This window comes from Paraburkholderia caffeinilytica, assembly GCF_003368325.1.
Taxonomy (GTDB): Bacteria; Pseudomonadota; Gammaproteobacteria; order Burkholderiales; family Burkholderiaceae; genus Paraburkholderia; species Paraburkholderia caffeinilytica.
The window spans coordinates 785,551-812,230 of the sequence record NZ_CP031466.1 but is presented as its reverse complement, the minus strand read 5'-3'; the positions used below and the strand labels follow the sequence as shown (position 1 = coordinate 812,230).

At 63.5% G+C, this 26,680-nt stretch carries 26 protein-coding genes; 11 read left to right on the top strand and 15 right to left on the bottom strand.

What is annotated here, in order from left to right:
• Position 1: 1 nt before the first annotated feature.
• Both DSC91_RS03625 and phnF read right to left on the bottom strand, forming a co-directional pair.
• Positions 2–808, bottom strand: coding sequence for a DUF1045 domain-containing protein (locus tag DSC91_RS03625; protein ID WP_229758281.1), 807 nt, complete (start codon positions 806–808; stop codon positions 2–4).
• Complete coding sequence (phnF, locus tag DSC91_RS03620; RefSeq protein ID WP_115776865.1) at positions 805–1,563, bottom strand: phosphonate metabolism transcriptional regulator PhnF; 759 nt, start codon at positions 1,561–1,563, stop codon at positions 805–807. Before phnF ends, DSC91_RS03625 begins: the two co-directional genes overlap by 4 nt.
• A 180-nt stretch (positions 1,564–1,743) precedes the next feature.
• On the opposite strand from phnF, the gene phnG reads away from it, so the two are divergent.
• The 7 genes from phnG to DSC91_RS03585 all read left to right on the top strand — a co-directional run bounded on the left by phnG (position 1,744) and on the right by DSC91_RS03585 (position 7,754).
• Positions 1,744–2,229 carry a phosphonate C-P lyase system protein PhnG gene (gene phnG / locus DSC91_RS03615; protein WP_115776864.1) on the top strand — a complete coding sequence of 162 codons (486 nt, stop codon included), beginning with the start codon at positions 1,744–1,746 and terminating at the stop codon, positions 2,227–2,229.
• The gene (phnH, locus tag DSC91_RS03610; protein WP_115776863.1) at positions 2,229–2,840 is read left to right on the top strand and encodes a phosphonate C-P lyase system protein PhnH; all 612 of its coding nucleotides are present in this window, start codon (positions 2,229–2,231) and stop codon (positions 2,838–2,840) included. The genes phnG and phnH overlap by 1 nt, the downstream gene beginning before the upstream one ends.
• Complete coding sequence (locus DSC91_RS03605) at positions 2,840–4,027, top strand: carbon-phosphorus lyase complex subunit (RefSeq protein ID WP_115776862.1); 1,188 nt, start codon at positions 2,840–2,842, stop codon at positions 4,025–4,027. The genes phnH and DSC91_RS03605 overlap by 1 nt, the downstream gene beginning before the upstream one ends.
• Positions 4,024–4,947, top strand: a complete 924-nt coding sequence (locus tag DSC91_RS03600) for an alpha-D-ribose 1-methylphosphonate 5-phosphate C-P-lyase PhnJ (protein ID WP_115776861.1) — start codon at positions 4,024–4,026, stop codon at positions 4,945–4,947. The genes DSC91_RS03605 and DSC91_RS03600 overlap by 4 nt, the downstream gene beginning before the upstream one ends.
• Positions 4,944–5,714, top strand: coding sequence for a phosphonate C-P lyase system protein PhnK (phnK, locus tag DSC91_RS03595; protein WP_115776860.1), 771 nt, complete (start codon positions 4,944–4,946; stop codon positions 5,712–5,714). The genes DSC91_RS03600 and phnK overlap by 4 nt, the downstream gene beginning before the upstream one ends.
• Before the next feature lie 8 nt (positions 5,715–5,722).
• On the top strand, positions 5,723–6,514 hold the full coding sequence (gene phnL / locus DSC91_RS03590) for a phosphonate C-P lyase system protein PhnL (protein WP_115776859.1): 792 nt from the start codon (positions 5,723–5,725) through the stop codon (positions 6,512–6,514).
• Positions 6,515–6,620: 106 nt separating this feature from the next.
• Positions 6,621–7,754, top strand: coding sequence for an alpha-D-ribose 1-methylphosphonate 5-triphosphate diphosphatase (locus DSC91_RS03585; RefSeq protein ID WP_115776858.1), 1,134 nt, complete (start codon positions 6,621–6,623; stop codon positions 7,752–7,754).
• Between the two features lie 9 nt (positions 7,755–7,763).
• On the opposite strand, the gene DSC91_RS03580 is transcribed toward DSC91_RS03585, so the two are convergent.
• Entirely contained in the window at positions 7,764–8,054 is a 291-nt protein-coding gene (locus tag DSC91_RS03580) for a hypothetical protein (protein WP_115776857.1), read from the bottom strand.
• 94 nt (positions 8,055–8,148) lie between these two features.
• Here DSC91_RS03580 and DSC91_RS03575 point away from each other — a divergent pair, with 94 nt between their 5' ends.
• The gene (locus DSC91_RS03575; RefSeq protein WP_115776856.1) at positions 8,149–8,919 is read left to right on the top strand and encodes a glycosyltransferase family 2 protein; all 771 of its coding nucleotides are present in this window, start codon (positions 8,149–8,151) and stop codon (positions 8,917–8,919) included.
• A gap of 80 nt (positions 8,920–8,999) precedes the next feature.
• Here DSC91_RS03575 and DSC91_RS03570 read toward each other — a convergent pair whose 3' ends face one another.
• From DSC91_RS03570 to manD, 9 genes are all read right to left on the bottom strand, one after another.
• Positions 9,000–10,007, bottom strand: coding sequence for a lysylphosphatidylglycerol synthase transmembrane domain-containing protein (locus tag DSC91_RS03570; protein ID WP_162831326.1), 1,008 nt, complete (start codon positions 10,005–10,007; stop codon positions 9,000–9,002).
• Between the two features lie 150 nt (positions 10,008–10,157).
• On the bottom strand, positions 10,158–10,583 hold the full coding sequence (locus DSC91_RS03565; RefSeq protein ID WP_115779676.1) for a lytic transglycosylase domain-containing protein: 426 nt from the start codon (positions 10,581–10,583) through the stop codon (positions 10,158–10,160).
• 97 nt (positions 10,584–10,680) lie between these two features.
• Positions 10,681–11,031 carry a hypothetical protein gene (locus DSC91_RS03560; RefSeq protein ID WP_115779675.1) on the bottom strand — a complete coding sequence of 117 codons (351 nt, stop codon included), beginning with the start codon at positions 11,029–11,031 and terminating at the stop codon, positions 10,681–10,683.
• Positions 11,032–11,045: 14 nt separating this feature from the next.
• Positions 11,046–11,354, bottom strand: coding sequence for a hypothetical protein (locus DSC91_RS03555; RefSeq protein WP_229758291.1), 309 nt, complete (start codon positions 11,352–11,354; stop codon positions 11,046–11,048).
• A 408-nt stretch (positions 11,355–11,762) separates the two neighbouring features.
• Positions 11,763–12,596, bottom strand: a complete 834-nt coding sequence (locus DSC91_RS03550) for a GntR family transcriptional regulator (RefSeq protein ID WP_115776853.1) — start codon at positions 12,594–12,596, stop codon at positions 11,763–11,765.
• Positions 12,597–12,692: 96 nt separating this feature from the next.
• Positions 12,693–13,985 carry an MFS transporter gene (locus DSC91_RS03545; protein WP_115776852.1) on the bottom strand — a complete coding sequence of 431 codons (1,293 nt, stop codon included), beginning with the start codon at positions 13,983–13,985 and terminating at the stop codon, positions 12,693–12,695.
• Positions 13,986–14,096: 111 nt separating this feature from the next.
• Positions 14,097–15,143, bottom strand: a complete 1,047-nt coding sequence (locus DSC91_RS03540; protein WP_115776851.1) for an L-idonate 5-dehydrogenase — start codon at positions 15,141–15,143, stop codon at positions 14,097–14,099.
• Between the two features lie 31 nt (positions 15,144–15,174).
• Positions 15,175–16,572: an MFS transporter gene (locus tag DSC91_RS03535; protein WP_229758280.1), complete on the bottom strand. Its 1,398-nt coding sequence runs from the start codon at positions 16,570–16,572 to the stop codon at positions 15,175–15,177.
• 46 nt (positions 16,573–16,618) lie between these two features.
• Positions 16,619–17,827, bottom strand: a complete 1,209-nt coding sequence (gene manD / locus DSC91_RS03530) for a D-mannonate dehydratase ManD (protein ID WP_115776850.1) — start codon at positions 17,825–17,827, stop codon at positions 16,619–16,621.
• A gap of 261 nt (positions 17,828–18,088) precedes the next feature.
• Here manD and DSC91_RS03525 point away from each other — a divergent pair, with 261 nt between their 5' ends.
• A complete protein-coding gene (locus DSC91_RS03525; protein ID WP_115776849.1) occupies positions 18,089–19,579 on the top strand; it encodes a mannitol dehydrogenase family protein in 1,491 nt (496 codons plus the stop codon).
• Positions 19,580–19,718: 139 nt separating this feature from the next.
• Here DSC91_RS03525 and DSC91_RS03520 read toward each other — a convergent pair whose 3' ends face one another.
• Both DSC91_RS03520 and DSC91_RS03515 read right to left on the bottom strand, forming a co-directional pair.
• A complete protein-coding gene (locus DSC91_RS03520) occupies positions 19,719–21,536 on the bottom strand; it encodes a GGDEF domain-containing protein (RefSeq protein WP_115776848.1) in 1,818 nt (605 codons plus the stop codon).
• Complete coding sequence (locus DSC91_RS03515) at positions 21,536–22,684, bottom strand: ABC transporter substrate-binding protein (RefSeq protein WP_115776847.1); 1,149 nt, start codon at positions 22,682–22,684, stop codon at positions 21,536–21,538. Before DSC91_RS03515 ends, DSC91_RS03520 begins: the two co-directional genes overlap by 1 nt.
• 776 nt (positions 22,685–23,460) lie before the next feature.
• Between DSC91_RS03515 and DSC91_RS03510 the strand changes: the two genes are divergently transcribed.
• Together DSC91_RS03510 and DSC91_RS03505 are read left to right on the top strand one after the other, a co-directional pair.
• Positions 23,461–24,243 (top strand): ABC transporter substrate-binding protein, encoded by a 783-nt coding sequence (locus DSC91_RS03510; RefSeq protein ID WP_115776846.1) that lies wholly within the window; start codon positions 23,461–23,463, stop codon positions 24,241–24,243.
• A 326-nt stretch (positions 24,244–24,569) separates the two neighbouring features.
• On the top strand, positions 24,570–25,685 hold the full coding sequence (locus tag DSC91_RS03505) for a succinylglutamate desuccinylase/aspartoacylase family protein (RefSeq protein ID WP_115776845.1): 1,116 nt from the start codon (positions 24,570–24,572) through the stop codon (positions 25,683–25,685).
• Between the two features lie 155 nt (positions 25,686–25,840).
• Here the strand turns inward: DSC91_RS03505 and DSC91_RS03500 are convergent, their stop codons facing one another.
• Positions 25,841–26,647: a MetQ/NlpA family ABC transporter substrate-binding protein gene (locus DSC91_RS03500; RefSeq protein ID WP_115779673.1), complete on the bottom strand. Its 807-nt coding sequence runs from the start codon at positions 26,645–26,647 to the stop codon at positions 25,841–25,843.
• Between the last annotated feature and the right edge of the window lie 33 nt (positions 26,648–26,680).

The following is a 26,680-nucleotide window of genomic DNA, read 5'->3' as shown; positions in this document are numbered from 1 at the left end:
GTCACTTCACCTCGCGGGTCTGAAACGGCACGCGCTGCCACAGGACGAACGGCTCACCAGGCGCGGGCTCGACAAAGAGCGCCGCGTGATCGATAGCGAGCGGTCCGAGCGCGGGCGTTTGCGCCTGCCACCACGCAACCAGCGTGGCGCGCTCGTCGGCCTGAGTGAGAGAGCTGGACAGCGTCATGTGAAAACGAAATTCGTCGAAGACGTACGGATAACCCCATTCGATCAGCAGCGTACGTTGCCGATCACTCAACGGCGCGGCGAGACGGCGTGCGAGATCGGTCGCGGACGGTCTCGCGCGCAGTGCATCGAGCGAGCGCAAGGCGCTTGCGGCAACGGCGCCAATGGTCGCGTCACCGTCCTGATCCGCCGGACGCAGCGCGACGAAGTCGCCGAGCGTCGTGGCCTCCACCGGTAACGCGAACGCGCTTTGCGTGTGCGCCCATCGACGCGTCGCTTCCAGTACATCCTGTTGAGTCACGCCTTCAGCGAGACAAAACGGCGCGACCAGCGTGCCGTGCCACCCATAGCGACGCGGTGCTTCGGTCAGATCGGCCAGCGGACGCGTCAAGCCTTCCGGTTGCGGCGATACGCATCGTTCGCCGCTCTGCGCGTCACGCCCCAGCCATGCCGAACCGGCGCGCCACCATGACGACTCGCTCGACGGCGCGTAATACACCGCGAATCGTGCGTGGGTGCTCCATTCGACCTGATCGCCGGCGCTCCCAGCCGCGGTGTTCGTTGCAGTGTTCGTCGCGGCGCTCATCGCGGTGTCCGTCGCATTGCTCATCGTGGCGCTCATATTTCGTGCTCCACCAGCAACTGCACACGGTCCGCCGCAAAATGCGTGAAGCCGTATTTAATCGGTGTGCCTTCCAGATCGACGTCGACGTTTTCGACCCACAGCACCGGCTGCTGACGGTTGATATTCAGGCGCCGCGCCACTTCCGGCTCCGGCAGCACGCTGCCGATACGGCTCCACTTACGCAGATAATCGGTCACGCCCAATTCGGCCATCGCCTTGGTCACGCCACCAGTGCGCGCCAGCACTTCCGGCAAGTCCGGAAAACGCGCGGCCGGATACCAGTTGCGCGCGAACGTCAGCGGCACGCCGTCCGACTCGTGCAACGATTCGATCCGGTAGACCGGCGCGCCCGCGCGCAGACTGAGCGCCTTCGCGACATTCGGCTCGGCCTTCACGCGCGCGGCCGACAACATCGTGCCCGCCGCCGCGTGATGCTGCTGCCGCAAGTTTTCTGTAAACCGCGTGCGCCGGCCAATCGTGTAGTCGATCGCGCCGGGCTGCACGAACGTGCCGCGTCCCTGCTCGACGCTGACGAGGCCCAACGCGGCAAGACCGAGCATGGCGCGGCGCACGGTATGCCGGTTCACGTCGAAGCGCCTGGCCAGTTCGCCCTCGCTCGGCAAACGGCCGTCTTCGCCGAAGCCGCTCGCGGCGATTTCCGCCGCCAGAATCTGCTCGATCTGCCGCCAGACGGCAACGCCCGCGCCGCGTTCGAGCAGCGTGCCCGACGTCGCGTTGTCGTTCGATGTCATGGTGCTGTCATTCCCTTGGGTTCAAATATTCGCTATGCCATGCATTGTAGTGCGCAAGCCGTGATGGAAATGTGAAACGGCGCCATGCACGACAACGCCCGGCAAGCATACTCCTAAACGTCTAGACGTTTAGATGAATAGATGCTTAAATGTCCACTCGCTGGATCAACAGGAATTTCGATGAGCGCCACTTCCGCCTCGCCTTCCTCCGCCGTGCGGCGCGCATGGATGGCCGTGCTGGCCCGCACCCCGCGCGCCGATCTCGAAGCCGCGCTGGAACGCGCGCTGCAAGGCGTTCCGCCCCCTGCTTACGACTGGCTGCGGCCACCCGAAATCGGCCTCGCGATGGTGCGCGGCCGCGTTGGCGGCAGCGGCGACCCGTTCAACCTCGGCGAAGCCACCGTCACGCGCGCCACGCTGCGTTTGCGCGTGACGGGTGACACAGCCGCGGCCGTCGGCGTGGCATGCCATCTGGGCCGCGACCGCCGCCGCGCCGAACTGGCTGCGCTAGCGGATGCGCTGCTGCAAATGCCCGAGCATCACACCGCCTTGCACCGGCAATTGATCGAACCGCTTGCCGAACAGCAAGCCGCGCAACGCGCCGGCCGCAGACGGGACGCCGCAGCCACACGCGTCGAATTCTTCACGATGGTCAGAGGCGATTGATGGAAAACTCGCGGATTGCATTGTCTACCTTGACGCCCGGTTTCGCAGACCCGGTCCACGACACTCAAGCGGTATTCCGCACGCTGCTCGACGCCTTGTCGCGTCCGGGCACCGTGGGCATCGTCGAAAACGGTCTGCCCGAAGTGCGGGCCACGCCTGCCGCACTCGCGGCATTCGCCGCGTTGCTGACCCTGTGCGACTACGCCACGCCCGTATGGCTCGCGCAACCCGATACGGCGCTGGGTTCGGCGCTGCGCTTTCATACCGGCGCGCCGCTCGTCGACGAACCGGGACTGGCGGCCTTCGCCTATATCCACGATGCAGGCGCAATGCCGGCGCTGGAGAGCTTTGCACTCGGCGAAGCGGAATCGCCCGAGCATGCGGCGACGTTGCTGATCCGCGTCGAAGCGTTGACAGGCGGCGCACCGATCGTGCTCAGCGGCCCCGGCATTCAGCACACCACGACGATCGCACCGGTCGGCCTGCCCGAGCACTTCTGGCGCGAACGCGCCGCCCTCGCGCCGCTCTTTCCGTGCGGCATCGATTGTTATCTCGTCTGCGGCAGCACGTTGATCGGCCTGCCGCGCACAACTCAAGCGAAGGTGAACTGATGTACGTTGCCGTCAAGGGGGGAGAGCGGGCGATCGAAGCGTCGTGGCGTCTGCTCGACAAGGCGCGCCGCGGCGATACGCAGCTGGCCGAACTCAGCGTCGCGCAGATTCGCGAGCAATTGCGCCTCGCCGTCGCGCGAGTGATGACCGAAGGTTCGGTCTACGACGAAGAACTCGCCGCGCTCGCGATCAAGCAGGCCGCGGGCGATCTGGTCGAAGCGATCTTCCTGCTGCGTGCCTATCGCACCACGCTGCCGCGTTTCGGCTACACGCAGGCAATCGACACGGAAGCCATGCAAGTTGAGCGCCGCATTTCGGCAACGTTCAAGGACGTGCCCGGCGGCCAGCTGCTCGGCGCGACTTACGATTACACGCAGCGTCTGCTGGATTTCGCGTTGCTCGCCGAAGGCGATGGCGGCGCAGAAGGTGAAGCCGAAGCCGATGCCGGAGCCGATACGGCCGCCACCCCAGCGTCCATTCAGGCCGGCCAGTCCGCAGCCGAGCCCATGCCGCGCGTGGTTGCGCTGCTCGACAAGGAAGGCCTGATCGAGCAGGAACGCCCCACGCCGGACGCGCCGGAACCCGGCGACCTCTCGCGCGAACCGCTCGCGTTCCCCGCAAGCCGCGCCACGCGTTTGCAGAATCTCGCACGCGGCGACGAAGGCTTTCTGCTCGCCATGGGCTACGCCACCCAGCGGGGCTACGCGCACACGCATCCGTTTGCCGGCGAGATCCGCTTCGGCACCATCGCCGTCGAAATGGAACTCGACGAACTGGGCGAAGCCGTTGAAATTGGCGACATCGATGTCACCGAATGCCAGATGATCAACCAGTTCGCCGGCAGCGGCGAGGTGCCGCCCGCTTTCACGCAAGGCTATGGTCTCGCGTTCGGACATTCGGAGCGCAAAGCGATGGCGATGGCATTGGTGGATCGCGCATTGCGCGCCGAGGAACTCGGTGAAACGCTCGCCTCGCCGACGCAGGACGTCGAATTCATGCTCTCGCACAGCGATAACGTCGAAGCGTCCGGCTTCGTTCAGCATCTGAAGTTGCCTCATTACGTCGACTTCCAGTCCGAACTCGAACTCGTGCGGCGTCTGCGGGCGCGACACAGCACCGAGCGCCTCGATCAGGACAACAAGGACAGGCAGGACAAGAATCACGATCAGCAGGAGCAAGCCGCATGAACGCGCCGGCCACCTCTCTCAGCACCGCGTCGTACGACAGCGCCGCGGATGGCTACAACTTCGCCTACCTCGACGAACAGACCAAGCGCATGCTGCGCCGCGCGCTGCTCAAGGCGGTCGCGGTGCCGGGCTATCAGGTGCCGTTCGGCTCGCGGGAAATGCCCTTGCCCTACGGTTGGGGCACGGGCGGCATTCAGGTGACGGCAGCGATCATCGGCAGGAACGATACGCTGAAGGTCATCGATCAGGGCTCCGACGAAACCACCAACGCTGTCAACATCCGCCGCTTCTTCGCGCGCACCACGGGCGTGGCGACCACGCGCCGCACGACCGAAGCGACGATCATCCAGACACGTCACCGGATTCCCGAAGCGCCGCTCACCGACAGGCAGATCCTGGTCTATCAGGTGCCGATGCCCGAACCGCTATATCGCCTGGAGCCGCGCGTCGCCGAGTGCAAGAAGCTGCACGCGCTGGCCGACTACGGGTTGATCAGCGTGAAGCTGTACGAGGACATCGTCCATCACGGCAGCATCGCCACCACGTACGACTACCCGGTGATCGTCAACCACCGCTATCTGAGCTCGCCATCGCCGATTCCGAAGTTCGACAACCCGAAGATGCACATGAACCCCGCGCTGCAATTGTTCGGCGCCGGCCGCGAACGGCGCATTCACGCGATCCCGCCGTACACCGCCGTGCGCAGTCTCGACTTCGACGATCATCCGTTTGAAGTGCAGAAGTGGCAGCACGCCTGCGCGTTGTGCGGATCGACGGAAAGCTTCCTCGACGAAATGATCGTCGACGACGCCGGCAAGCGCATGTTCGTTTGCTCGGATAGCGACTACTGCCACGAACGCCGCGGCGACCAGGACCTCGAACTGCCGGCATACGAAGCGCGCAAAGGAGAATCCGCATGACGCCGCTGTTGAGCGCCCGTTCGCTCACCAAACAATTCGGCGGCCGCAACGGCTGCAGGAACGTCAGCTTCGATCTGTATCCGGGCGAAGTGCTGTGCATCGTCGGCGAATCGGGCTCGGGCAAGACCACGCTGTTGAACGCACTCGCCCTGAAAACCGACGCCGACAGCGGCTCACTCCACTACACGGCCACGCATGGCGAGAAGCTCGATCTGCTCGCCCTGTCCGAGCCGCGCCGGCGCCTCTTGATGCGCACCGAGTGGGGCTTCGTGCAGCAGAATCCGCGTGATGGACTGCGCAGCGGCGTCTCCGCCGGCGCGAATATCGGCGAGCCGTTGATGGCCGTCGGCGCGCGCCACTACGGCGATATCCGCCACACCGCGACGCAGTGGATGGAGCGTGTCGAACTCGACGCCACCCGCATCGACGAATTTCCGGCGGCGTTTTCCGGCGGCATGCAGCAGCGTTTGCAGATCGCGCGCAATCTCGTCACCGGTCCGCGGCTCGTTTTCATGGACGAGCCGACCGCCGGTCTCGACGTCTCAGTGCAGGCGCGTCTGCTCGATTTACTGCGCACGTTGACGTCCACGCTGCATCTGTCGGTGCTGATCGTCACGCACGATATCGGCGTGGCGCGACTGCTCGCGCATCGTTTGATGGTCATGCAAGGCGGCGAAGTGGTCGAGTCGGGCCTGACGGACCAGGTGCTCGACGATCCGCAGCATCCGTACACGCAAACGCTGGTTTCCTCGGTTCTGCCGGTTTGAGGCTCACAATGCGATCCATTGAAACAGGCAAGGCATCCCACGCCGCAGAACGCGCGTTCATCGAGAACAGCGCGCTCATGCTGCGCGCGGTCGGCATCGGCAAGACCTTCACGCTGCACGGCCAGGGCGGCGTGCAGATCGAAGCGCTCGCGGGCGTCTCGCTCGATGTCGAACGCGGCGAGTGCGTCGTGCTGATCGGACCTTCGGGCGCGGGCAAGAGCACGCTGCTGCGGTGTTTGTACGGCAACTATCTGGCCAGCGCGGGCTCCATTGTCATGCGCGACACCACGGCGGATAACGGGCCGCCGGTCCCGATCACCGGCGCCGAGCCGCACGACGTGCTGCGCCTGCGCCGTGGCGTGGTCGGCTACGTCAGCCAGTTTTTGCGCGTGATTCCGCGCGTGCCGACGCTCACGCTCGTCGCCGAACCGCTGCTGTCGCGCGGCGTGGCCGAACACGAAGCCCGTGCGCGTGCCGCTGCTCTGCTGGCGAGATTGAACGTGCCCGAGCGGCTGTGGTCGCTCGCGCCCGCCACCTTTTCCGGCGGCGAACAGCAACGCGTGAACATCGCCCGCGGCCTGATCGCCGAACATCCGCTGCTGTTGCTCGACGAGCCCACGGCCTCGCTCGACGCGGAGAACCGCGACGTGGTCGCCGATCTGATCGTCGAAGCACGCGAGCGCGGCGCGGCAATCGTCGGTATCTTTCACGACGAAGATACCCGGAACAAAGTGGCCACACGCCGCCTCGAACTCCAGACGCCGCTACGTCCACTGCTACATCCGCCGCTACGTCACTAACTGACACGAAACGGCACTAAACTGAACCACCAAGCTGAAACTTTGAGCCGGGCACTGAATCGAAAAACTACGGTGCAACGCTCAGGACAGACTACGGAGCAAGTCGATGTTGATCAGGAACGCTCGCATCGTGACGCGAGACGAAGTATTTACCGGTGTGATACGCATCGAAGACGGCGTGATTCGCGACGTCGAGCGTGGCACGACGTCGGCGCGCGAAGCGGAAGATTGGGACGGCGACTATCTGCTGCCGGGTCTGATCGAACTGCACACGGACAACCTCGAGAAACATCTGGTGCCACGTCCTGGCGTGCAATGGAATACCGATGCCGCCTTCGTGATCCACGACGCGCAAGTGGCGGCGGCCGGCATCACCACGGTGTTCGACGCCCTCGCGATCGGTTCGCGCTCGAACGTCGGGCTGCGCGGCCGCGATATGCAAATGCAATGCGCCGAATCCCTCGCACGCTTCGCCGAGCGCAAGCTGCTGCGCGCCGAACACTTTCTGCATCTGCGCTGCGAGATCGCCACCGCCGACGTGGTCGAGTTGTTCGATTCGTTGTGCACGCATCCGCTGCTGCGGCTCGCCTCGGTGATGGATCACACGCCCGGCCAGCGTCAATGGCACGACCACGAGCAATGGCGCCGCTTCCAGGAGCGCAACGGCAAGCTGACCGACGAACACGTGGCGACCGCGTTGGCCGAACTGTCCGTCGAACAGGAACGTTACGCCGACGCGCACCGCCATGCGATCGTCGCGCGCTGCAACCGGCTCGGCATTCCCGTGGCGAGCCATGACGACACGCTGATCGAGCATATCGAACAGGCCAAGGCCGAAGGCATCGTGCTGGCCGAGTTCCCGACTACCCGCATCGCCGCCGAGGCGGCACGCGAGCACGGCATTTCGACCATCATGGGGGCGCCGAATATCGTGCGCGGCGGTTCGCATTCGGGCAACGTGTCGGCCCTCGAGCTGGCGAAGGCGGGCTTGCTCGATATCCTGTCCTCGGACTACGTGCCGTCCAGTTTGATGACGGCTGTGTTCGACCTGGTCAACAAGGCCGGCTGGACCCTGCCGCGCGCCATGGCGACGGTTTCCGCCGAGCCGGCCCGCACGGCGGGCCTGCATGACCGCGGGGCGATCGAAGCGGGTTTGCGCGCGGACTTCGTGCGCGTCACGATGCTCGACGCGCTGCCGGTGCCGCGCGCCACGTATCGCACCGGCGCGCGGATCGTTTGACGATGGTGTTCATGCCTCGCTGGTTACGGGCAGCAGCGGTTCCACCGCCACCCAGCGCGTCCAGCGGGGTGTCTGGTCAGGCGCTTCGACGCGCAGGGCGCGCGAGCCGTCACCGAAAACCAGCGATTCGATATTGAATGCGCCTGCCTCTTCGATACCGGCGTCGCGCACGTGACCGGACTGGTAGGTGAAACTCAGATTGCCTTCGCGCAACAACTCGAGGTAGACGTCGAAGTCAGTCGTTGACGAACGTGCGGTCCAACGATTCAGGAGGGTGGCGGCGATTTCGGCGTCGTACATTCTGGACCTCTCTGGACATAGCCGTGTCCCGACTATAGCTGAAAAACATGCATTGTGCTGCAGCGCACCATAACGGTTCTTTACTGCCCTTCCCATGACAGCTCGCGCCCCGCTCAGACCGCCCACACGAATTTCCTGTGTCATTTGCGCTTACAACGAGGCGCCCCGCATCGGCAGGGTGCTGGCGGTGGCCTGCGCGCATCCCTTGCTTGCCGAAGTCATCGTGGTGGACGACGGGTCGACCGACGGCACCGCTGACGTGGTCGAGCGTTTCGCGTCGGCGCAACTGATCCGATGCTCCGAGAACCGCGGGAAAAGCGCCGCCATGGCAGCCGGGATCGCCGCCGCACGCGGCGAACTGCTGATGCTGCTCGATGCCGACCTGAAGGGCCTGACCGCCGAGGGCATCAGCACGCTCGCCCTGCCCGTTTTGCAAGGCAACGCGCAAGTGAGCCTGAGCCTGCGCCAGAACAGCCTGCTGGCATTCCGCGCCATCGGCCTCGATTTCGTCTCCGGCGAACGCGTGGTCGAAAAAGCGCTGTTGAGCGAAGTCCTGCAGGAGGTTCACGGCTTGCCGCGCTTCGGGGTCGAAGTGTTCATGAACCGCCGCATCATCGCGCGCCGTCTGCCGATTGCGGTGACTCACTGGCCACATGTCACGCAGGCGCGCAAAACCGAGAAACTCGGCTACTGGAAAGGCATGCGTGCGGAATGGCGGATGATCGCGGACCTTCTGAAAGCGGTCTATCCGCTCGCGCTCATTTCACAGACCTTTCAAATGCTTCGCTTGCGTGTCGAGTATGGCTCGCGCACGAGTTTTGCGGCGCGCATCCGGAAAGTGCCCGATACCGATAGTCCGGGCTGACGCGCTTGCGAACCTGACGAGCCTGGCGATCCTGACGAGCCCCGCGCCGCCCTGTCCCGCTCGCGCCCGGTCTCGGGCGTTCAGTCGGCAGCCGACAGTGGGTTGCGCCCCCTCGCCGCCAGTGCGGCAAAACCTGCCGCGCCCAGCGCCAGCGGGCTGTAAAGCGTTGCGAAACGCCACAACACCAGCGCCGTAGCGATGCCCGCGCGGGGCACCCAATTCGCGAATGCCGCAGCGAGAGCGATATCGCCGGTGCCGCCGCCCGCGGGCACACCGGTCCACAACGCGGCATGCAGCACGACTGCCTGCACGGCCAGAACGAACCCTAACGGCAAGCGGTAACCGAGTTCGCGCAAGATAAACCAGAGGGCGCCATAGCGCAGCAACCACTGCAGCGTCGTGAACAGACACAACGCGCCAAGCCGCCACCTGGGTCCCGCAAGCAGTTCCAGCCATTGCCGGCGCACGTTGTGGAAAAACCGGCTCAATCGCGCGCGGCGTTCATCGAGCCAACGAACGCGCCGGCCGGCGGCGCCCAATGCCGCCGCCACACGCCGGCGGCTCATCCAGCAGACACCGATCAGGCATGCCGCGCCGGCCAGCCCGCCGAACACGAGCGGCGCGCTGGCACGCGGAATCACTTGCATCAGCGGCCCGAAGGCAAACAGCAAGGAAACCGGTACGGCGGTCGTGAAGAACGCGAGATCGAGCGCCTGATCCGCGCCGACGACCGTCGCCGCAAGCGACCAGGATGCGCCGGCGCGCTGCAGCAGGCCGATGTTGACGCCGTAGCCCGCCGCGCCCAGCGGGGACGCCAGGAACGCGAAATCGGTCGCCAGCGTGATGGCCAGGGTCCGTAGAAAACCGACCCTGAATCCGAGCGCGGTCTGCATCAGATGCAGCTTGCCGGCTTTTGCCATCGCGCTGATTGCGGCGCTCGCGGCAAGCGCGGCGAATACAGATAGCGAGACGTTGCGCAGCCCGGCGAACGCCGCGTGCGAATTGAGAACGAAAGGCGCGCCGGCGGCGAGGCCGATACCGGCAAGCGCCACCAACACGGCCGCTTTATGCGTATGTGATCTGATCAACGAAGGCCTCAGCAAGTACAGCCTGGCCCTGCATTCTCCGCACGGTGCAGCATGCATGAGGCTGCGTCGTGGGTGAAATCGAGGCCGTCCGGGGCCTCATGGTAACCACGCGACGCTGCGTTTTCGTGACTGTCGACTATCGACTATCGACTATCGACCGGCAATCAGCGATTGGCGCGCGGACGGCAACTGCCCCCATCCGACCAGCACCTGCTGGATGCTTCGGGCGTAGGCGTCGCGCTGCTTCGGCGATTCCGAGTGATACGCGCCGATCGCTCGCCAGGTGTTGCCGTATTTGACCATCTTCTGCTTCATCAGCCACGCGGCCACGTAGACGTTCACGCACGGATCGGTCAACGCGCGGTGCGGTACGCCCTCGCGCGCGAGCGCACCAAAATGGATCGAATTGATCTGCGCCTGGCCGACGTCGATCGAACCGTTCGCGTTCTGATGTATCGCGGCTGGATCGCCCTTTGACTCGTACCATGCAACGGCGCGCAATACCCAAGGATTGACGCCCTGGTAGGCCGCGGCTTGATTGAAGCAGTCGTCGGCCGCGAGGGCCGCACCGGACATCGACAGCCACGCCAGGGCAATACAGAAGACTTTCAAGGACACGATTCATCCTTCCGCTTGATCGCGATAAAAAGAGAACGGCAGGCCGCCGGCCGGACTACTTGACCAGGGCCTGATCGATCTGCCGTTGCACGGCGTCGAGGTAAGCGTGCGAGGCATCGGACACCACGGTCCGGACAACCGGCGTCGACGGTCCCTTGTGCTCCTGAAGCTGGGCCGGCGCACGCGACTTCTTTCGATGTGTCGCCGGCTTCAGCGGCAAATCGTCATCCGCGCCGCTCGGCGGCGGTAGCATCGCGAGCGACGGCAACGGCGGATAGACCTTGTCCGCCGCGGCGGGCACCGTGGCGGGGAACGCGCCGGACGACTGCAGATCCGCTCCCGGCTGCCCCGCGAAAGCAGGCGCGGCGAGCAGCGTGGCCACCGTCAGCAAGGTGATTCGAAGCATCGCGATAGCCTCCTTCATTGCACCGTCCTGATCGAGACGCTATACGGCTGGCCGAGGCCGGCGGTTCGATTTTCGAAGCTCACCTTCGACATGCGTTGCGCGGGCACGCCCTTCCATACCGCCTGGTTCAGGTACGCGAAATCCTGACCCAGCGCGGTGACCAGCACGACCGTGGACTGCTGCTGCGCGGCAGCCAATGCGCCTGCCCTGGTCAGCACGGCGGTGAGTTGCGGGTCATGCGCGCCGAGCGCGTCGGGCGGAATTTCGAAACTGATGACTTCATTGGGCGCCTTGTCCGTGCGCGCGGCATTCTGCGCGGGCATCTGTGCGCACCCGGCCAGCGCGAGAACGGCTACCAAAAACCACACCTGTCGCTTCACACCCGTCTCCAGTCAATCCCGTTGCTATAGCGATGTTTTCGGCAAGCCCGAGGGAAAAGTTGATAGGTCGAAAACGCACCGGCGAAAATCAAAAAGAGTTACCTCAAGATCGGCGCAAACGATTGCTTCGGCGCTCGCTGAAGCGTCGAACGAGGCGAAGTTGCCTCACGTTTTGAGGGGATTATTCGTATGACAATTGCAGGCTGAAGCGGGGCCGAAGACGCCGCCAAGCGGGATTCCGCGGGTCATGCCTGGGTGAAACAGGCTGGCTTGTGCTGCCAGTGAGCAACGCGCCCACGGCCGCAAGTAAGTGAGTTGGCAAGAGAGCGGCCTGGCTATCTACCCATCGATTCAAGTCGAAAGCGGCACGCGCTCCGGTTCGTCCGCATCGAACCACGCCGGATTGCGCTCGGCTATCGGACCCAGCGACATCAGAATCTCGCGCAGATGGTTGCGCATCGCTTCTTCAGCGGCGCTCGGGTCGTGCGCGCGCAGGCCCGCCAGAATTTTTGCGTGCTGCTTGATCAGCAGATCGAGCGGCGATACATCGGGCAAGCTCAGGTAGCGCACCCGGTCCATCTGTGCCTTGATGTCCTGAATCGTTTCCCACGCCGCCGTGCAATCGATCGCCTGGGCAATCGCGTAGTGAAACGCCTCGTCGAGCGCAAGGAAGGCGGCGGTGTCGTTCGATTTCGCCGCGAGCTTCTGGTCGCGAAGATTGTCGGCCAGCGCCTGCAACTGCTCGTCGGTGATCGATACGGCTGCCTTCTTCACCACCGCCGTCTCGATGGCTTCGCGAATGAAGCGCCCTTCCCGCACCTGGCGCGGCGAAATGCGCTTCACGAAAGTGCCGCGCTGCGGCAATACCTGAAGCACGCCCGCTTCGACCAGCTTGATGAACGCCTCCCGCACCGGTTGCCGCGACACCTGAAACAGGTCGGACACTTCCTTCTCCGAAAGCGGCGTGCCCGGCACCAGCTGGCCGACAAAAATCGCCTCGCGCAGCGCACGGAAAATCTGCTTGCCGATCGGTTCGTGCGAGTCCAGCGAGACGCTGGCGGTCAGATCCGGCAGTTCGACGCGCGCACCGGGCTGCACGCTCGCGCGGCGCCGTATACGAGGCGCGACGAGCGTGACATCGGAGGAGAAAGGAGACGCGCTGGCGTGGAGGTTCTTGGTCGGCATCGGTTAAAGCAGCGGATAGCGGCGAATGAATGGCGAGGGGGACGGCACGCACCACGAATACCCACCCGGATATCCACTAAAGCGTGCCGCACCATACTACCATGCACGTTTCATGTTCAATGCACTCGCACGCGGCTCGCGAATCCACACCAGCGAACACAGCGCGCCGAGCACGGCAATCGCGCCCGCCAGCACGAACGCACTGGCGTAATTGCCGTGCGTCGCCTCGACGATGAAGCCCGTCACCGCAGGCCCGATCACGCCGGCCAGGTTCGCCAGCAAGTGCGCAAAACCACCCGCGCCGCCAACGTGTTCGCGCGGCACGGTATCCTGAATCACGGCCCAGTACACCGCGCCCGTCACATACAGGAAGAAGATCGACACCGACATCAGCGCGACGGCGCTCTGAGTACTGGCAACGCGCCCGGCCAACGCCACGCACACCGCCGCCGCGCCCAGACAACTGCCCAGCACGAGCCTGCGCGACAGCAGCGGCTTGCCGGTCAGGCGCAAGATGAAGTCGGAGATGAAGCCGCCCGCCGCGAGCCCGATACTGCCGAGCAGCCACGGAATGACCGTGGCGAAACTCATGTCGCGCAGACTCAGGTGATGCGCTTCGGTCAGATAGGTCGGGAACCACGACAGGAAGAAGAACAGCACGTAGTTGTATGAGAAGAACGCGAAGGCGGTGGCGAGAATGATCGGTTTCTTCAGGAAGTGCCGCAGGCCGAACCGCTCGCCGCTGGCCGAATGCGCGATCGCATGTTCGTCCGTCTGACCGGCGCGGATGAGTTCGATCTCGTGAGGCGTGACGCGCGAATTTTCGTGCGGGTGTTCGGTCGTGGTTGCCGCCCACAAGACGAGCCACAACAGTCCCAGCAGCATGATCGCGACAAAGGCCCAGCGCCAGCCGAACTGCACCGCCATGAAACCGACTACCGGACCCGCCAGCGCGCCGCCGAGCGGCGTGCCCGAACTGATCACGCCAATCGCGCTCGCGACTTCCTTGCGCGGGAACCAGTTATTGACCATCTTGCTGTTCGACGAACTGAACGGGCCTTCGCCCATCCCGAACAACACGCGCAGCACGATCAGCGAACCGATGCCCGTGGCCAGCGCGGTCGCGCCGCAGAACACCGACCACACACCCATTGCGGTGCCGAATACGCGTTTCGCGCCGACTTTGTCCGACAGCACACCGCCGACAAAATTGAACAGCGCATAGCCAATGAAAAAGCTGCTGAACACGATGCCCAACTGCGCATGCGAGAAGTGCAGGTCTTTCTGGATCAGCGGTGCCGCAATCGACAGCGCCGCGCGGTCGAGATAGTTGATGACGCCGGCCAGAAACAGCAGCGCGACGACAAACCAGCGTTGACTCTTGATCATCAGGTGTCTCCTTCGGGTCGCCTCTTGGTGGGCGTTTGAATAGCTATGGTGGTTTGATTGGCCTGGCAAGGCGCTGCGGCCAGATGCAACGCCTCATGCCATGGTCGATGCTCAGTCGAAGTTCAGGTGCACCTTCATCGACTGCGAGCGGTCGAGCGCCACTTCGAACGCACGGTTCGCTTCGCTCATCGCGAACGCATGCGTCATGAGCGGTCGCAAGTCGACCTTGCCGGAGGCGATTTCATCGGCCGCGATGGCATATTCTCCGGCGAAACGGAACGAGCCTTGATAGCGGAGTTCCTTCGACATCACCAGGTTCGCCGCCACCGGCGATTGACCCGCCGGCAGATTGCCGACCTGAATCACCGTGCCGCCCGCGCGCGCCGCACGCAGCGCCGTATCGAGTCCGGCGGGACTGCCCGATGCCTCGATGACCACGTCGAACCTGCCGCGTTGCGCGGACCATTGATCGATCGTCGTGCTGTCCGTCGCGTTCACGATCTGATCCGCGCCGAGTTGCTGCGCAACCTGCAACGCCCGGTCCGACAGATCCAGCGCGACCACGCGATGAGCGCCGGCGCGGCGCGCCACGCTCAACAGAATGCAACCGATCGGCCCGCACCCCACCAGCAAGACATGGGCGCCGACGAGCGAACCCGCCTGCTTCACCGCATGCAACGCGACCGCGAGCGGCTCGGCCATCGACGCCTGTGCGAAATCGACGCCGTCCGGCACGGGCACGCATTGCCGCGCCGCGACGACGATGTACTGACGGAACATGCCCTGCGTGTGCGGAAACGTCGATGCACTGCCCATGAAGCGCATGTTCAGACAATGATTCGGCATCCCGCCGACGCAAAAGCGGCAGGTCCCGCAGGCCAGTCCGGGATTCACGGCGACACGCTGCCCAGGCGTCAGACGATGCTCGGCGATGACGCCCTCGCCGAGCGAATCGATTTCGCCGGCCACCTCATGCCCGAGCACGAACGGCTCGCGCACCGCGAAATCACCGCTCTTGCCTTTGAAGTAATACGACAGATCGGACCCGCAAATGCCGCCCGCGCGCACGCGTACTCGCACCTGGCCGGGGCCGGGTACAGGCGGCTCGACTTCGTCGATGCGGATCAGTTTGGGTTCGTGAAGCACGGCTGCAAGCATGAAGGACTCCGGAATGACAAAGGTCTCGCGCTCAATGCCGCGCGAAAGAAGATGGGGATGCGAGGGCTTGTGCTGCCGGTTGCGCTTCTGCCGGCTCGCCGCCGCCCCAGTCATGGAGATCGCCGCCGCGGCGCAGAGGCGCGGTTTCCGGCAATGCAAAGAGCGACACGGTCGACACGATGCCGAGCACGGCGACGTAGACGATCAACGCGAGCGAATTGCCATGCGTGGCCTGAATCAGCTTGACGGCCAGCAGCCCGAGCACACCGCTGCCGAGCAAAGAGCCGATCTGCCAGATCAGCGCGATACCGCTGCACCGCACGCGCGCCGGGAACAGTTCGGGGAATAGCGCCGCTTGCGGTGCATAGCAGAGGCTGTGGCCCACGCTAATGGCGAGAATCATCACGAGCTGGATCGCCGCGCGATTGCCGCTATCGATCGCCATGAAGAACGGCACCACCAGCGCCACGTGCAATAACGCACCGGCAATAAAGGTCGGCCGCCGTCCGATGCGATCGGACAGCGCACCGGCGAGCGGAATCGTCACGAGTTCGAGCGCGACCGCGACGATCACCGTTTCGAGCAGCATGCTTTGTGCGATGCCGTGCGCTTTGCCGTAGGCGAGCACGATCATCGTGTACATCGCAAAGGCGCACGCCTCGATCAATTTGGCGCCGACACCTTTGACGATCGTCGGGCCGAACTGCCGCACCACTTCCACCACCGGGCGCGAAGCCACTGCCTTGGTGCGCTGGATCGTCGCGAAGATCGGCGACTCTTCGGTGCGCAAGCGGATGTACAGGCCCACGGCGACCAGCAGCGCGCTGGCGAGAAACGGAATGCGCCAGCCCCAGTCGAGCAGTTGTGCCGGCGTCAACGTCGCGCTGAGCAGCGCGAACAAGCCAGACGGAATCAGGAAACCCGCCGGTGCACCGAGTTGCACGAGGCTCGCAAAGAAGCCGCGCCGCACAGGAGGCGCGTATTCCGCCGTGAGCAACACGGCGCCCGCCTGCTCGCCACCCACACCGAAGCCTTGCAGCACGCGGATCACGATTAGCGCGATCGGCGCCCAGATGCCGATCGACTGATAGTCCGGCAGCAGGCCGATCACGAACGTCCCCAAACCGACGATCAGGATCGTCACGATCAAGGCCTTCTTGCGGCCGACGCGATCGCCGAAATGACCGAACACGATGCCGCCCAGCGGGCGAGCCAGAAAACCGACCGCGTAGGTGGCGAAGGCGGCGAGCGTGCCGATCAGCGGGTCAGCGGAGGGAAAGAATTTCTGGCCGAACACCAGCACGGCAGCCGTGCCGTAGACGAAGAAGTCGTAGTACTCGGCCGCGGTGCCGATGGTCGAGGCGAAGGCCACGCGGCGCAGCATGGCGCTGCTGGCCGGCGCGGCGGCTTGCGGACGTGCTGGGTTCACGCGTGTCTCCATGATTTTGTAGTTGGGTTGGTCGAGCGAACTCGGCTCACCAGTTCCACAGCGTTCCGTCTTCGAGGCGCGCGACCGGCAGATACGCGGGGTCGTAGGGATACCGCGCCGCGGCCGCTTCGTCGATATCGACGCCGTGGCCCGGCGCTTCGCCGGGATGCATCATGCCGCGCTCGAAGCGCCATGCATGCGGGAATACGTCGAGCGCTTCCCGCGGAAAACCCATGTATTCCTGCACGCCGAAATTCGGCACCCACAGATCGAAGTGCAGCGCCGCGCCCATGCACACCGGCGACAGATCCGACGGCCCGTGACAACCGGTTCTCACCTGGTAGAGCGAAGCAAAATCCGCGATACGTCGCAGATGCGTTATGCCGCCCGCGTGCGTCAAAGTTGCGCGGATATAGTCGATCAACTGCTCCTCGATCAACTGTTTGCAATCCCAGATGCTGTTGAAGATCTCGCCCACGGCGATCGGCGTGACCGTATGCTCGCGGATCAGTCGGAAGCCGGCCTGGTTTTCCGCGGGCGTCGGGTCCTCCATCCAGAACAGGCGATACGGCTCGACCGATTTGCCGAGACGCGCGGCTTCGATCGGTGTCAAACGGTGGTGGACGTCGTGCAGCAAATGCGTATCGAAGCCGAACTTGTCTCGCACCGCGTCAAAGAGCTTCGGCACGAAGTCGAGATACTTTTCCGACGACCAGCTCTGCTCCTCGACCGCGCCCTTGGTGGCCGGCTCGTACATGCCGCCGCCTTTGGACACGCCGTACACCGAGCGCATATTCGGCACGCCGCATTGAACGCGAATCGCCTGATAGCCGGCTTCGACGTGTTCCGCGTAACGGTCGAGCGCTTCGGGAATGTCGCGGCCGGTGGCGTGGCCGTACACCATCACGCCTTCCCGCGAGGCGCCGCCGAGCAGCTTGTACAGCGGCATGCCCGTGACTTTGCCGAGAATGTCCCACAGCGCCATATCCACCGCGGCGATCGCCGTCATCGTGACCGGGCCGCGGCGCCAGTACGCGCCCTTGTAGAGGTACTGCCAAGTGTCTTCGATACGGCCGGGATCGCGGCCGATCAACAACGGGCACACATGGTCTTTCAGGTACGAAGCAACCGCGAGTTCGCGGCCGTTCAGCGTTGCATCGCCGATGCCGTGTATGCCGTCGTCAGTGACGATTTTCAGCGTGACGAAATTGCGGCCCGGGCACGTGACGATCACGTCGGCGCGAACGATTTTCATGAGTGCTTCCTTGCAGAGGCGAGTCGCGAACCGCACGGAACGGCGGGATGCGAATGGCGGTTTTTTATGTCGGTTTCGGGCACGGGTTGAGGTGGAAAATGAGGTGGAAAATCGCACGCATCAACTTGTCCCAAACCCGTCTCAAATTGTTTGAACGATGCTACCATACAAGTATATCGAGACGTCAAATCAGGGTTTTCCCGCTGAGCGGCGTCGTTCCAAAGCCTTTTCCGCCTTCTTCCGCCATCTGGATTTCGTCACATGATTTCTGCAGCCACCTTGCCTCGCCTCGTCCGCCAAGCACTGCCTACGCTGCAGACGCATCTGTTGTCGCCGCAATGGCAGGAGCCGCGCATCGGCATCGTTCATCTGGGGATTGGCAACTTCCATCGCGCGCATCAAGCCCTCTATACGGAGGAGGCCATGCTTGCCGCGGGCGGCGACTGGGGCATTTGCGGCGTCACGCTGCAAGGCGATGTCGGCAAGCGCGATACGCTGATGGAGCAGCAAGGTCTGTATAGCGTGGTTGAACGCGGGCCGCGTGGCGCCAGGGTAACCGTCGTGCGTGCGCTGCGCGAAGTGCTGGCCATGCCGCACGATCGCGCCGCCCTGTTCGCGCGTCTCGCGGATCCGCTGGTCCAGATCGTCTCGCTGACCGTCACTGAAAAAGGCTACTGCCGCGACCCGCAAACCGGCGAGGTCGCGCTGAACGATCCCGCCGTCGCGCACGATCTGGCCAACCCGCTCGAGCCGCGCACGGTGCCGGGCATCCTCGTCGCGGCATTGCGCGAGCGGCGCGACAGTGCGCACGGTCAACCGTTTACCGTGCTTTCGTGCGACAACCTTTCTCACAACGGCGCCGCGCTGCGGCAGGTGGTCTGTTCGTTCGCGCGGCAACGCGATCCCGGGCTGGCCGACTGGATCGCCGCCCGTGTTGCGTTTCCGTCGACCATGGTCGACCGCATCGTGCCGGCCACCACCGACGCCGAACGCGTCACCGTGGCCCACGCGATCGTTTATGAGGATGCCGCGCCGGTGCCGTGCGAGCCGTTCCGGCAATGGGTCATTGAAGATCGTTTTGCCGGGGGACGTCCCGCATGGGACGCAGTCGGCGCGCAACTCGTCGACGACGTGACGCCGTTCGAACTGGCGAAGCTGCGCATGCTGAACGGCACGCACTCCACGCTGGCCTATTTGTCGATGCTCGGCGGCTTCGACACGATCGACGCAGCGGTCTCCCATCGTCCCCTGCGCAATCTCATTCACGCGATGATGACGGACGAAATCGCGCCGACGCTAACCATGCCTGCATCGTTCGACCTGCCCGCCTATCGGGACGCATTGCTCGAGCGCTACGCAAATCCAGCGCTGAAACACCGCTGCGCGCAGATCGCGATGGACGGCAGCCAGAAGATTCCACCGCGCCTGCTCGCCACGATCGCGGCGCGGATCGGCGCGGGACAGCCGTTCACGCGTCTTGCGCTGGCGATAGCGGCCTGGATGATGTTTTTGCGCGGCCATGCGGACGACGGCGCGCACTACGAAATCAGCGATCCGCTAGCCGGCAGACTGACAGCGCTCGCGGCATCCGCGCGGAGCGAGCCGCAGGCCCTGATGGACGCATTGCTGTCCGTGCGTGAAGTGTTTCCGGCGGATCTGGCGGCCCTGCCCGAGTTCAGAAAAGCGCTTCGACGCGCATTGCAGTTGCTTCACGAAAATGGCGCACGGGGAGCCATCGCCGCATTGCAATGAAGCCGCGCGTTGGGGAAACGCGCATGGCCGGCATAGTGGGGCTGGCGGCGTCGAACCGGCACAGCATGCCGGTTTTTTCCATCGTTGCGATCGATCAGCGCTCTCTATCGAAGCGTCTCATTGACATCTCATCGGCGCCTCAGGCGGTCGGCTCCGCTTCACGGCCTTCCGTGGCCCCTTCGCTCGCCCGCTCCTGCTCCCGCTTCTGTGCCTCCTGTGCCTCCTGTGCCTCCAGCACATCCTGGTAGCGCAGATACCCACACCGTCCGCCGGCCTTGGCGGCATACATCGCCGCATCGGCGTGGAGCAGCAGCTCCTCCACCGTGGCGCTGTCGTCAGGAAACTGACTGATGCCGATGCTGGCGCCTACCGTCATGCGTTGTCCATCGATCAGCAGTTCTTCGTTCAACACCGCCATGATCCGCGAGGCAATTCCCGGTGCGGCCTCGGCGGAGCGCGGCCCCTCGATCATCACGATGAACTCGTCGCCGCCGAGCCGCGCCGCAACGTCCGCCTTGAAAAGCACCTGCTTCAGCCGCTGCGCCACCGAGGCGAGCACCTTGTCGCCGATCGAATGGCCGAACTGGTCGTTGATCTGCTTGAAACGGTCGAGGTCGACGAACAGCACGGCAAGCCTTTCCTGACGCTGCGTCGCTTCCTCGATCGCCGTCTCGAGCTTCTGCATGAACAACATCCGGTTTGGCAGGCCTGTCAGGCCATCGTGCGTGGCGAGATGCACGAGCTCACGTTGCTTGTTATGCAACACATCCATTTGCGACTTGATTTCCCGGCGCAAACGATCGAAGCAGCGCGCCAGAACGCCGATCTCGTCAGTGCGTTTGAGTGGCAGCGTTTCCATCGCGTGCTCGGCGAACAGATGCGTCGCTGCGTACGCGAGAATGTGCAACGGCTTGGTCAGCGCACGCGCAAACAGAATCGCGAGGAACAGCGCCAACACGCTGAATACCAACACCATGCGAATGATTCTGTTGCCCAGCTGGGTGGCGCCGGACAAGACGTCGTCGAGCGGCTTGGCGAGGCCGATCACGATAAAACGGTTGCCTTCGGAGGCGCCGAACGGTCGGCGCACGAAAGCGAGCACCTGACCGGCCGCCTGTCCCGGCCGCACGAGACCGTTCAGTTGCACTTCGCTTTTTGACTGATCGAAGAGCGGCCGGGTGGCGGAAAAACTGTCCTGCATCAGGACGCGGCGCCCCCTGTCGAAGCCGAACGTTTTCGAGGCATCCGGATGGACCAGGAAGTCGCCCCACTCGTTGGCGAGATAGACCTGGTAGTCACTCGGCAAATCGCTCTGCAAACGGTTGAGCAAGCCGGCCAGATCGATATCGATTATCACGACGCCCACCACCGCGCCACCCGCATCGGCCACCGGTGTGCCGAGCCGCAGCGTCGGCTTGCCCTCGGCGGCATGCGCGCCGTACTCGTGATTCACTGTGATCGGCGAGGTGTAAATGCGCCCGGGCGAGAACGCCAGCGTGTCGAACACATACGCAAACTGGCCTTTTTCCTGCAAGCGATTCCCCTCGACCCGCACCAGGCCGTCCCCGTCACGGTCGAAACGGATCAGCTCGAGTCCGTAGTGCTTGCGGGTAATGAAACGAATTTGCAGGTACTCGGGATGGTGCACCATGAAGCTGGCATACACCTGCGCCAGTTGTTCGCGCGGCGCATTCGGGCCAACGCCGTTGTCGGTCTGCGCAACGTCCGCCAAAGACGGCAAGCTCGCGAGCACCAGCGCGTCCGCGGCGACGTCGGCGATCGCCACGGAAAAGCGCTGCCCCAGCAGTTCCGTCGACGTCAGCAGGCTGTGTCCGGCTTCGTTCACCAGCATCGTACGGTTGGCGCGATACGTGTAATAACCGGTCGCGCCGGACGCGAGCACGCCAATGCACGCCAGCAGAATCGATAACTTGAATGTCAAGCCGGGGCGCATCATCAAAAACGCTCCGACCTGTCGCCGGACACGATTCTGCTCCACAGTTCCTCGCGCCGCTGAATGTCTTCCACTGGGCCGATCCAGACGATGTGCGCCTTGTCGCTGTTCTCCGCCGGTGCTGTCAGCGTGTTGGCAAGCCCCTGCCGTTGGGTCAACAACGCACTGACGTCCGGTTCGAGCATGTAGTTGATCCACGCAAGCGCGAGCGGACGATCCTGCGCGGCACGCGTCATCGCCCAGCAGTCCAGCCAGGCGAGCGCGCCTTCGTCGGGAATCACGTAGCCCACGTCGGCGCCGGCGCGGCGCAACGATTCGACCTGCTGGGTGCCATAGTTGCCGAACATCAAGGCAGCTTTGTGCTGGATGAAGAACGCGGTCGCTTCTTCCGGCAGTGTGTAGTAGGTCAGCAGATTGCGGCGCAGATCGACTAGCTTGTGGGCGATCACGCGCATCTGCGTGGCATCGAGCTGGAAGGGATGGGGATAGCCCAGCGCCAGCGCCGTGAACGAGAAATTGTGCTGGGCGCTATTGAAGTCGAGAACCTTGCCGCGGTAGCGCGGGTTCCACAGTTCGCGCATCGAGCGCGGCGCAACGGCGATCTGCTTGCGGTCATAGATCAGCCCCATCGACGAATACGTGAATGGAATGGCGTACACATTGCCCGCCGAGGTCAGCCCTTCGATCGACGACCGCGCCTGAAACCGCGGCAACTGTTTTTTCGTATTCGGCAAACTGGCCAGATCGAGCGGCACCAGCAGATTCGCGCGGGTATAACGCTGGACCTCGGCGGTATTCGCCGCGAGCACATCGAACTGTGGCGTACGCTGGGTATGCATTTGCGCCCATAGCGCCTCGTCGGAATCGACCAACGTGACTTCGACCTTCGCGTGGTAGCGCGCCTCGAAAGCCTGGACGACGTCGGCGTCGGCGTAACCGGGCCATGCCAGCACTCGCAGAACCTTGTCGGCGGCCACGACGGGTGCTGGAGACAAAAGGCTACCGCAGAAAGCGGCGTTTATCAGTAACGTCAAAAAACCCGAAACCCCGCCGCCGCAGAGCGACTTCGCGCGTGCCGCCGCGAGCGCAATCCGGCGCCGCAGCGATGGTTTGAAACAGCGCATGTCGTCTGCCATCGAAATCGTGTGCATATACAACCGCTTAGCAGAAGGCCATCAAGACGAACGCAAACGGGTGCGCGGTGTTTAATCGCGGGCGTAGCGCTCGCGTAGTGCTCGATAACTTTGTTCAGACAGATACCGATACGAACGTACGCTGCGAAGGCAGGCGTGCAGAGCGTCGATCATAGCGCCAAGCCATGCATTTTTGGTTCCGGCCCCGCCCCAATCGCGAAAAACCATCGGTCAGGCTTGATTTCACACATACGTTCATCTGTATTTAACGGTCGTTCATGCGAAATCTTTAACTCGTCGACAGCCGTTTGAAACAATTTGAAACAATCGAGGGCGCCGCAATAGTCCGCAAAATTCCGCAATAGGCAGTGGTAAATAGCGCTTTTTCGAATGCCGGTTTTGACGGCACAACACATCCGGCAACGTATCCGGACAACGCGGCGCGATTCGCCAACTTCCCAACTTCATTACGACCTCGTTACAGGGCAACGAGCGGCTTTCGAGGCCATGCTCGGGGTCATGCTCGGAGCCATGCTCGGAGCCATGCATTAAGCATGACGACACCACCGAACCCTATCGAATCCCCTCACCACATTCAGGCATTAAAAGCTATTCCCTTGCGCTATCCGGTGTTTCACTAACTACCCAATCTTTTTGAACTGATAAGCTTGGCGCGCGCTGCTGGCCGCCCCGGCCGGCAGCTTCAACCCAAGCCTGGTCGTAAGTCGCGCCAGGCGTCCCGCAGCGGCACAACCGCATACGGGAGTATTCGAACTACACCGAGGAGTAAAACAGTGAAAAAACTGCTAGCGGCTTTGACGGTTGCTCTGCTTGCTACCGTCTCGATTGGCGCACACGCTAAAGATTGGTCGACTATCCGTTTCGGCGTTGACGCCAGCTACCCCCCGTTTGAGTCCAAGGGTTCGGACGGCAAACTTGCGGGCTTCGACATCGACCTCGGCAATGAAATCTGCGCGCGCCTGAAAGCCAAGTGCGTGTGGGTCGAAAACGACTTCGACGGCATGATCCCGGCCCTGAAGGCGAAGAAGTTCGACGGCGTGCTGTCGTCGATGTCCATGACGCCGCAACGCGCCGAGCAGATCGCCTTCTCGTCGAAGCTGTTCAACACGCCGACGCGCCTCGTCGCGAAGAAGGGTTCGGGCATCCTGCCGACCGCCGATTCGCTGAAGGGCAAGTCGGTTGGCGTCGAGCAAGGCACGATCCAGGAAACCTACGCAAAGACGTACTGGGAAGCGAAGGGCACGAAGGTTGTGCCGTATCAGAACCAGGACCAGGTCTACGCCGACTTGCTGTCGGGCCGTCTGGACGCTGCGCTGCAAGACGCCGTGCAAGCTGACATCGGCTTCCTGAAGACGCCGCGCGGCGCGGGCTTCGACTTCGTCGGCAAGGACCTCGACGATCCGAAGATCCTCGGCAACGGCGCAGGCATCGGCATGCGCAAGGAAGACACCGATCTGAAGGCGAAGGTCGACAAGGCAATTGCCGACATCATCAAGGACGGTACGTACAAGAAGCTCGAGAAGAAGTACTTCGACTTCGACGTGTACGGCGGCTAAGCCAGCCACGCGCGTCTGACGACGCGCTTGCCGGTTTGCAAGGACGGGCTCCGCATCGCGCGGAGCCCGTTTCGTTTGTGGGACCGCTTTAGCGCGCAACCCGGCGTGCGATCGAGCCGCCCCCAACCTGCCGCGTGTACCGCACGCGCTCCGGACAATGCCGCATCAGACCACGCGCTGCGTCATATCGGCTAAGATCGTGCGATCGAGACGCCGCGAACCCGCCCGCCAATAATTCAGTTCGAATACTAAGCTTGAAGCCCCCTTTCCCCCTGTAATCAACGACATAGCGCGGCACGCCTCACTTGCCCGCGGATTTGAAGACCATGCAAACCCAAACCCATCCGCTGATTGCCCCGACGCTCGGCACCGCCCGTAATCTGACGAGTTTTCACTACGGTCCCGGCGGCGGGCAGAAGATTTACATCCAGTCGTCGCTGCATGCCGACGAGCTGCCTGGCATGCTGGTGTCGTGGGCGTTGCGCCGCAAGCTCGCCGCGCTGGAAGCCGCCGGCAAGGTGCGCGGCGAAGTCGTGATCGTGCCGGTGGCCAATCCGATCGGTCTGAATCAGCACTTTCTCGGCCACCTGACAGGCCGCTTCGAGACCAACAGCGCGCAGAACTTCAACCGCAATTTCTACGAACTGGCGGCGCTGATTGAGCCCGGCATCGAAGCGCGCCTCACCGACAACGTCGACGCCAATCGCACGGCAATCCGCGCGGCGATGCGCGAAGCGCTCGACGCGCAAAAGCCGGCAACCGAACTCGAATCACAACGTCTGGCGCTGCAAAAACTCTCGTATGACGCCGATGTCGTGCTCGATCTGCACTGCGACTGGGAAGCCGCGATGCACCTCTACACGAACCCGGACCTGTGGCCGGAAGTCGAGCCGCTCGCCTGTTATCTGGACGCCAAGGCTTCGCTGCTGGCGTTGAATTCGGTGGGCAATCCGTTCGACGAAATCCATAGCTTCTGCTGGTCGGATCTGCGCGGCCGTTACGGCGACCGTTTTCCGATTCCGAACGGCTCGGTCTCGGTCACGATCGAACTGCGCGGTCAGCGCGAAGTGTCTTACGAGTACGCGGAGCGCGACGCCCAGGCGATCGTCGAATACCTGACCTCGCGTGGCGTGATCGACGGCACAGCGGCGCCGCTGCCGGCGCTCGAATTCGCCGCCACGCCTCTGGCCGGCGCCGAGCCGATCGTCGCACCGATCAGCGGCGTGCTCGTGTATCGCTGCGAAGTCGGCACCTGGGTCGAGGTCGGCCAGGAGATCGCCGATATCGTCGACCCGTTGACCGATCGTGTGGTGACGCTGAAGAGCAGCGTGGCCGGCGTGCTGTATGCGCGGCATTTGACGCGCTTCGCGACGGCCGGGCTGGAATTCGCGCGCATTGCCGGTGCGAAGGCATTCAGAAGCGGATCGTTGTTGAGCAATTGAGGAACCACTGCGGCCGCGCTTCCATGTATTGATGAACGGAAGCTGTGCCTGCAACGCAGAACGCCCGCTATGTCAGCGGGCGTTCTGCGTTTACGCGCCTGTTGCGAAAGAACAGCTTGCTCGGAGGCGGACGGAAAGCCGCCTATCAAACCCGCTCAGAAAGCCGGAATGATCGCCCCTTTGAACTGCGTGTCGATGTACTTGCGCACTTCATCCGACTCGTATGCCGCCACCAGTTTCTTGACCCACGGCTTGTCGCGATCCTGCGCGCGCACGGCGATCAGATTCGCGTACGGACCTTTGAGGTCTTCGATCGCGATCGCGTCTTTGGTCGGCTGCAAGCCGGCCTTCACCGCGTAGTCCGTGTTGATCGACGCCGCGTCGAGGTCGTCGAGCGCGCGCGGCAATTGCGCGGCGTCGAGTTCGACCAGCTTGATCTTCTTCGGATTCCCGGCGACGTCGAGCGGCGTGGCGTTGACGCCGTTCGTGCCGACGCCCGGCTTCAGTTTGATCACGCCGTACTTCTGCAACAGCAGCAGCGCGCGGTTGCCGTTCGACGGATCGTTCTGGATGCCGACCTTCGCGCCTTCCGGCAAGTCCTTGAGCGACTTGAGCTTCTTCGAATAGAAGCCCATCGGCGACACGTAGGTCAGGCCGACGTTGACGATCTTGTAGCCGCGCTGCCTGATCTGGCTATCGAGAAACGGCTGGTGCTGGAAACCGTTGGCATCGAGATCGCCGGAGTCGAGCGCCGCATTCGGCTGCACGTAGTCGTTGAATTCGATGACCTTCACGTTCAGCCCTTCGCGCGCCGCGACCTTGGTCACGACCGACCAGATCTGCGCATCAGGACCGCTCATCGTGCCGATCCTGAGTTGTTTGTCGTCGGCATGCGCAAACGTTGCCGTGAGCGAAACAGCGGCGATAGCGAGCAGATTCTGGATGATTTTACGGCGTTGCATGCGTTTCCCCTCGAACGATTCCGATTGATAGGC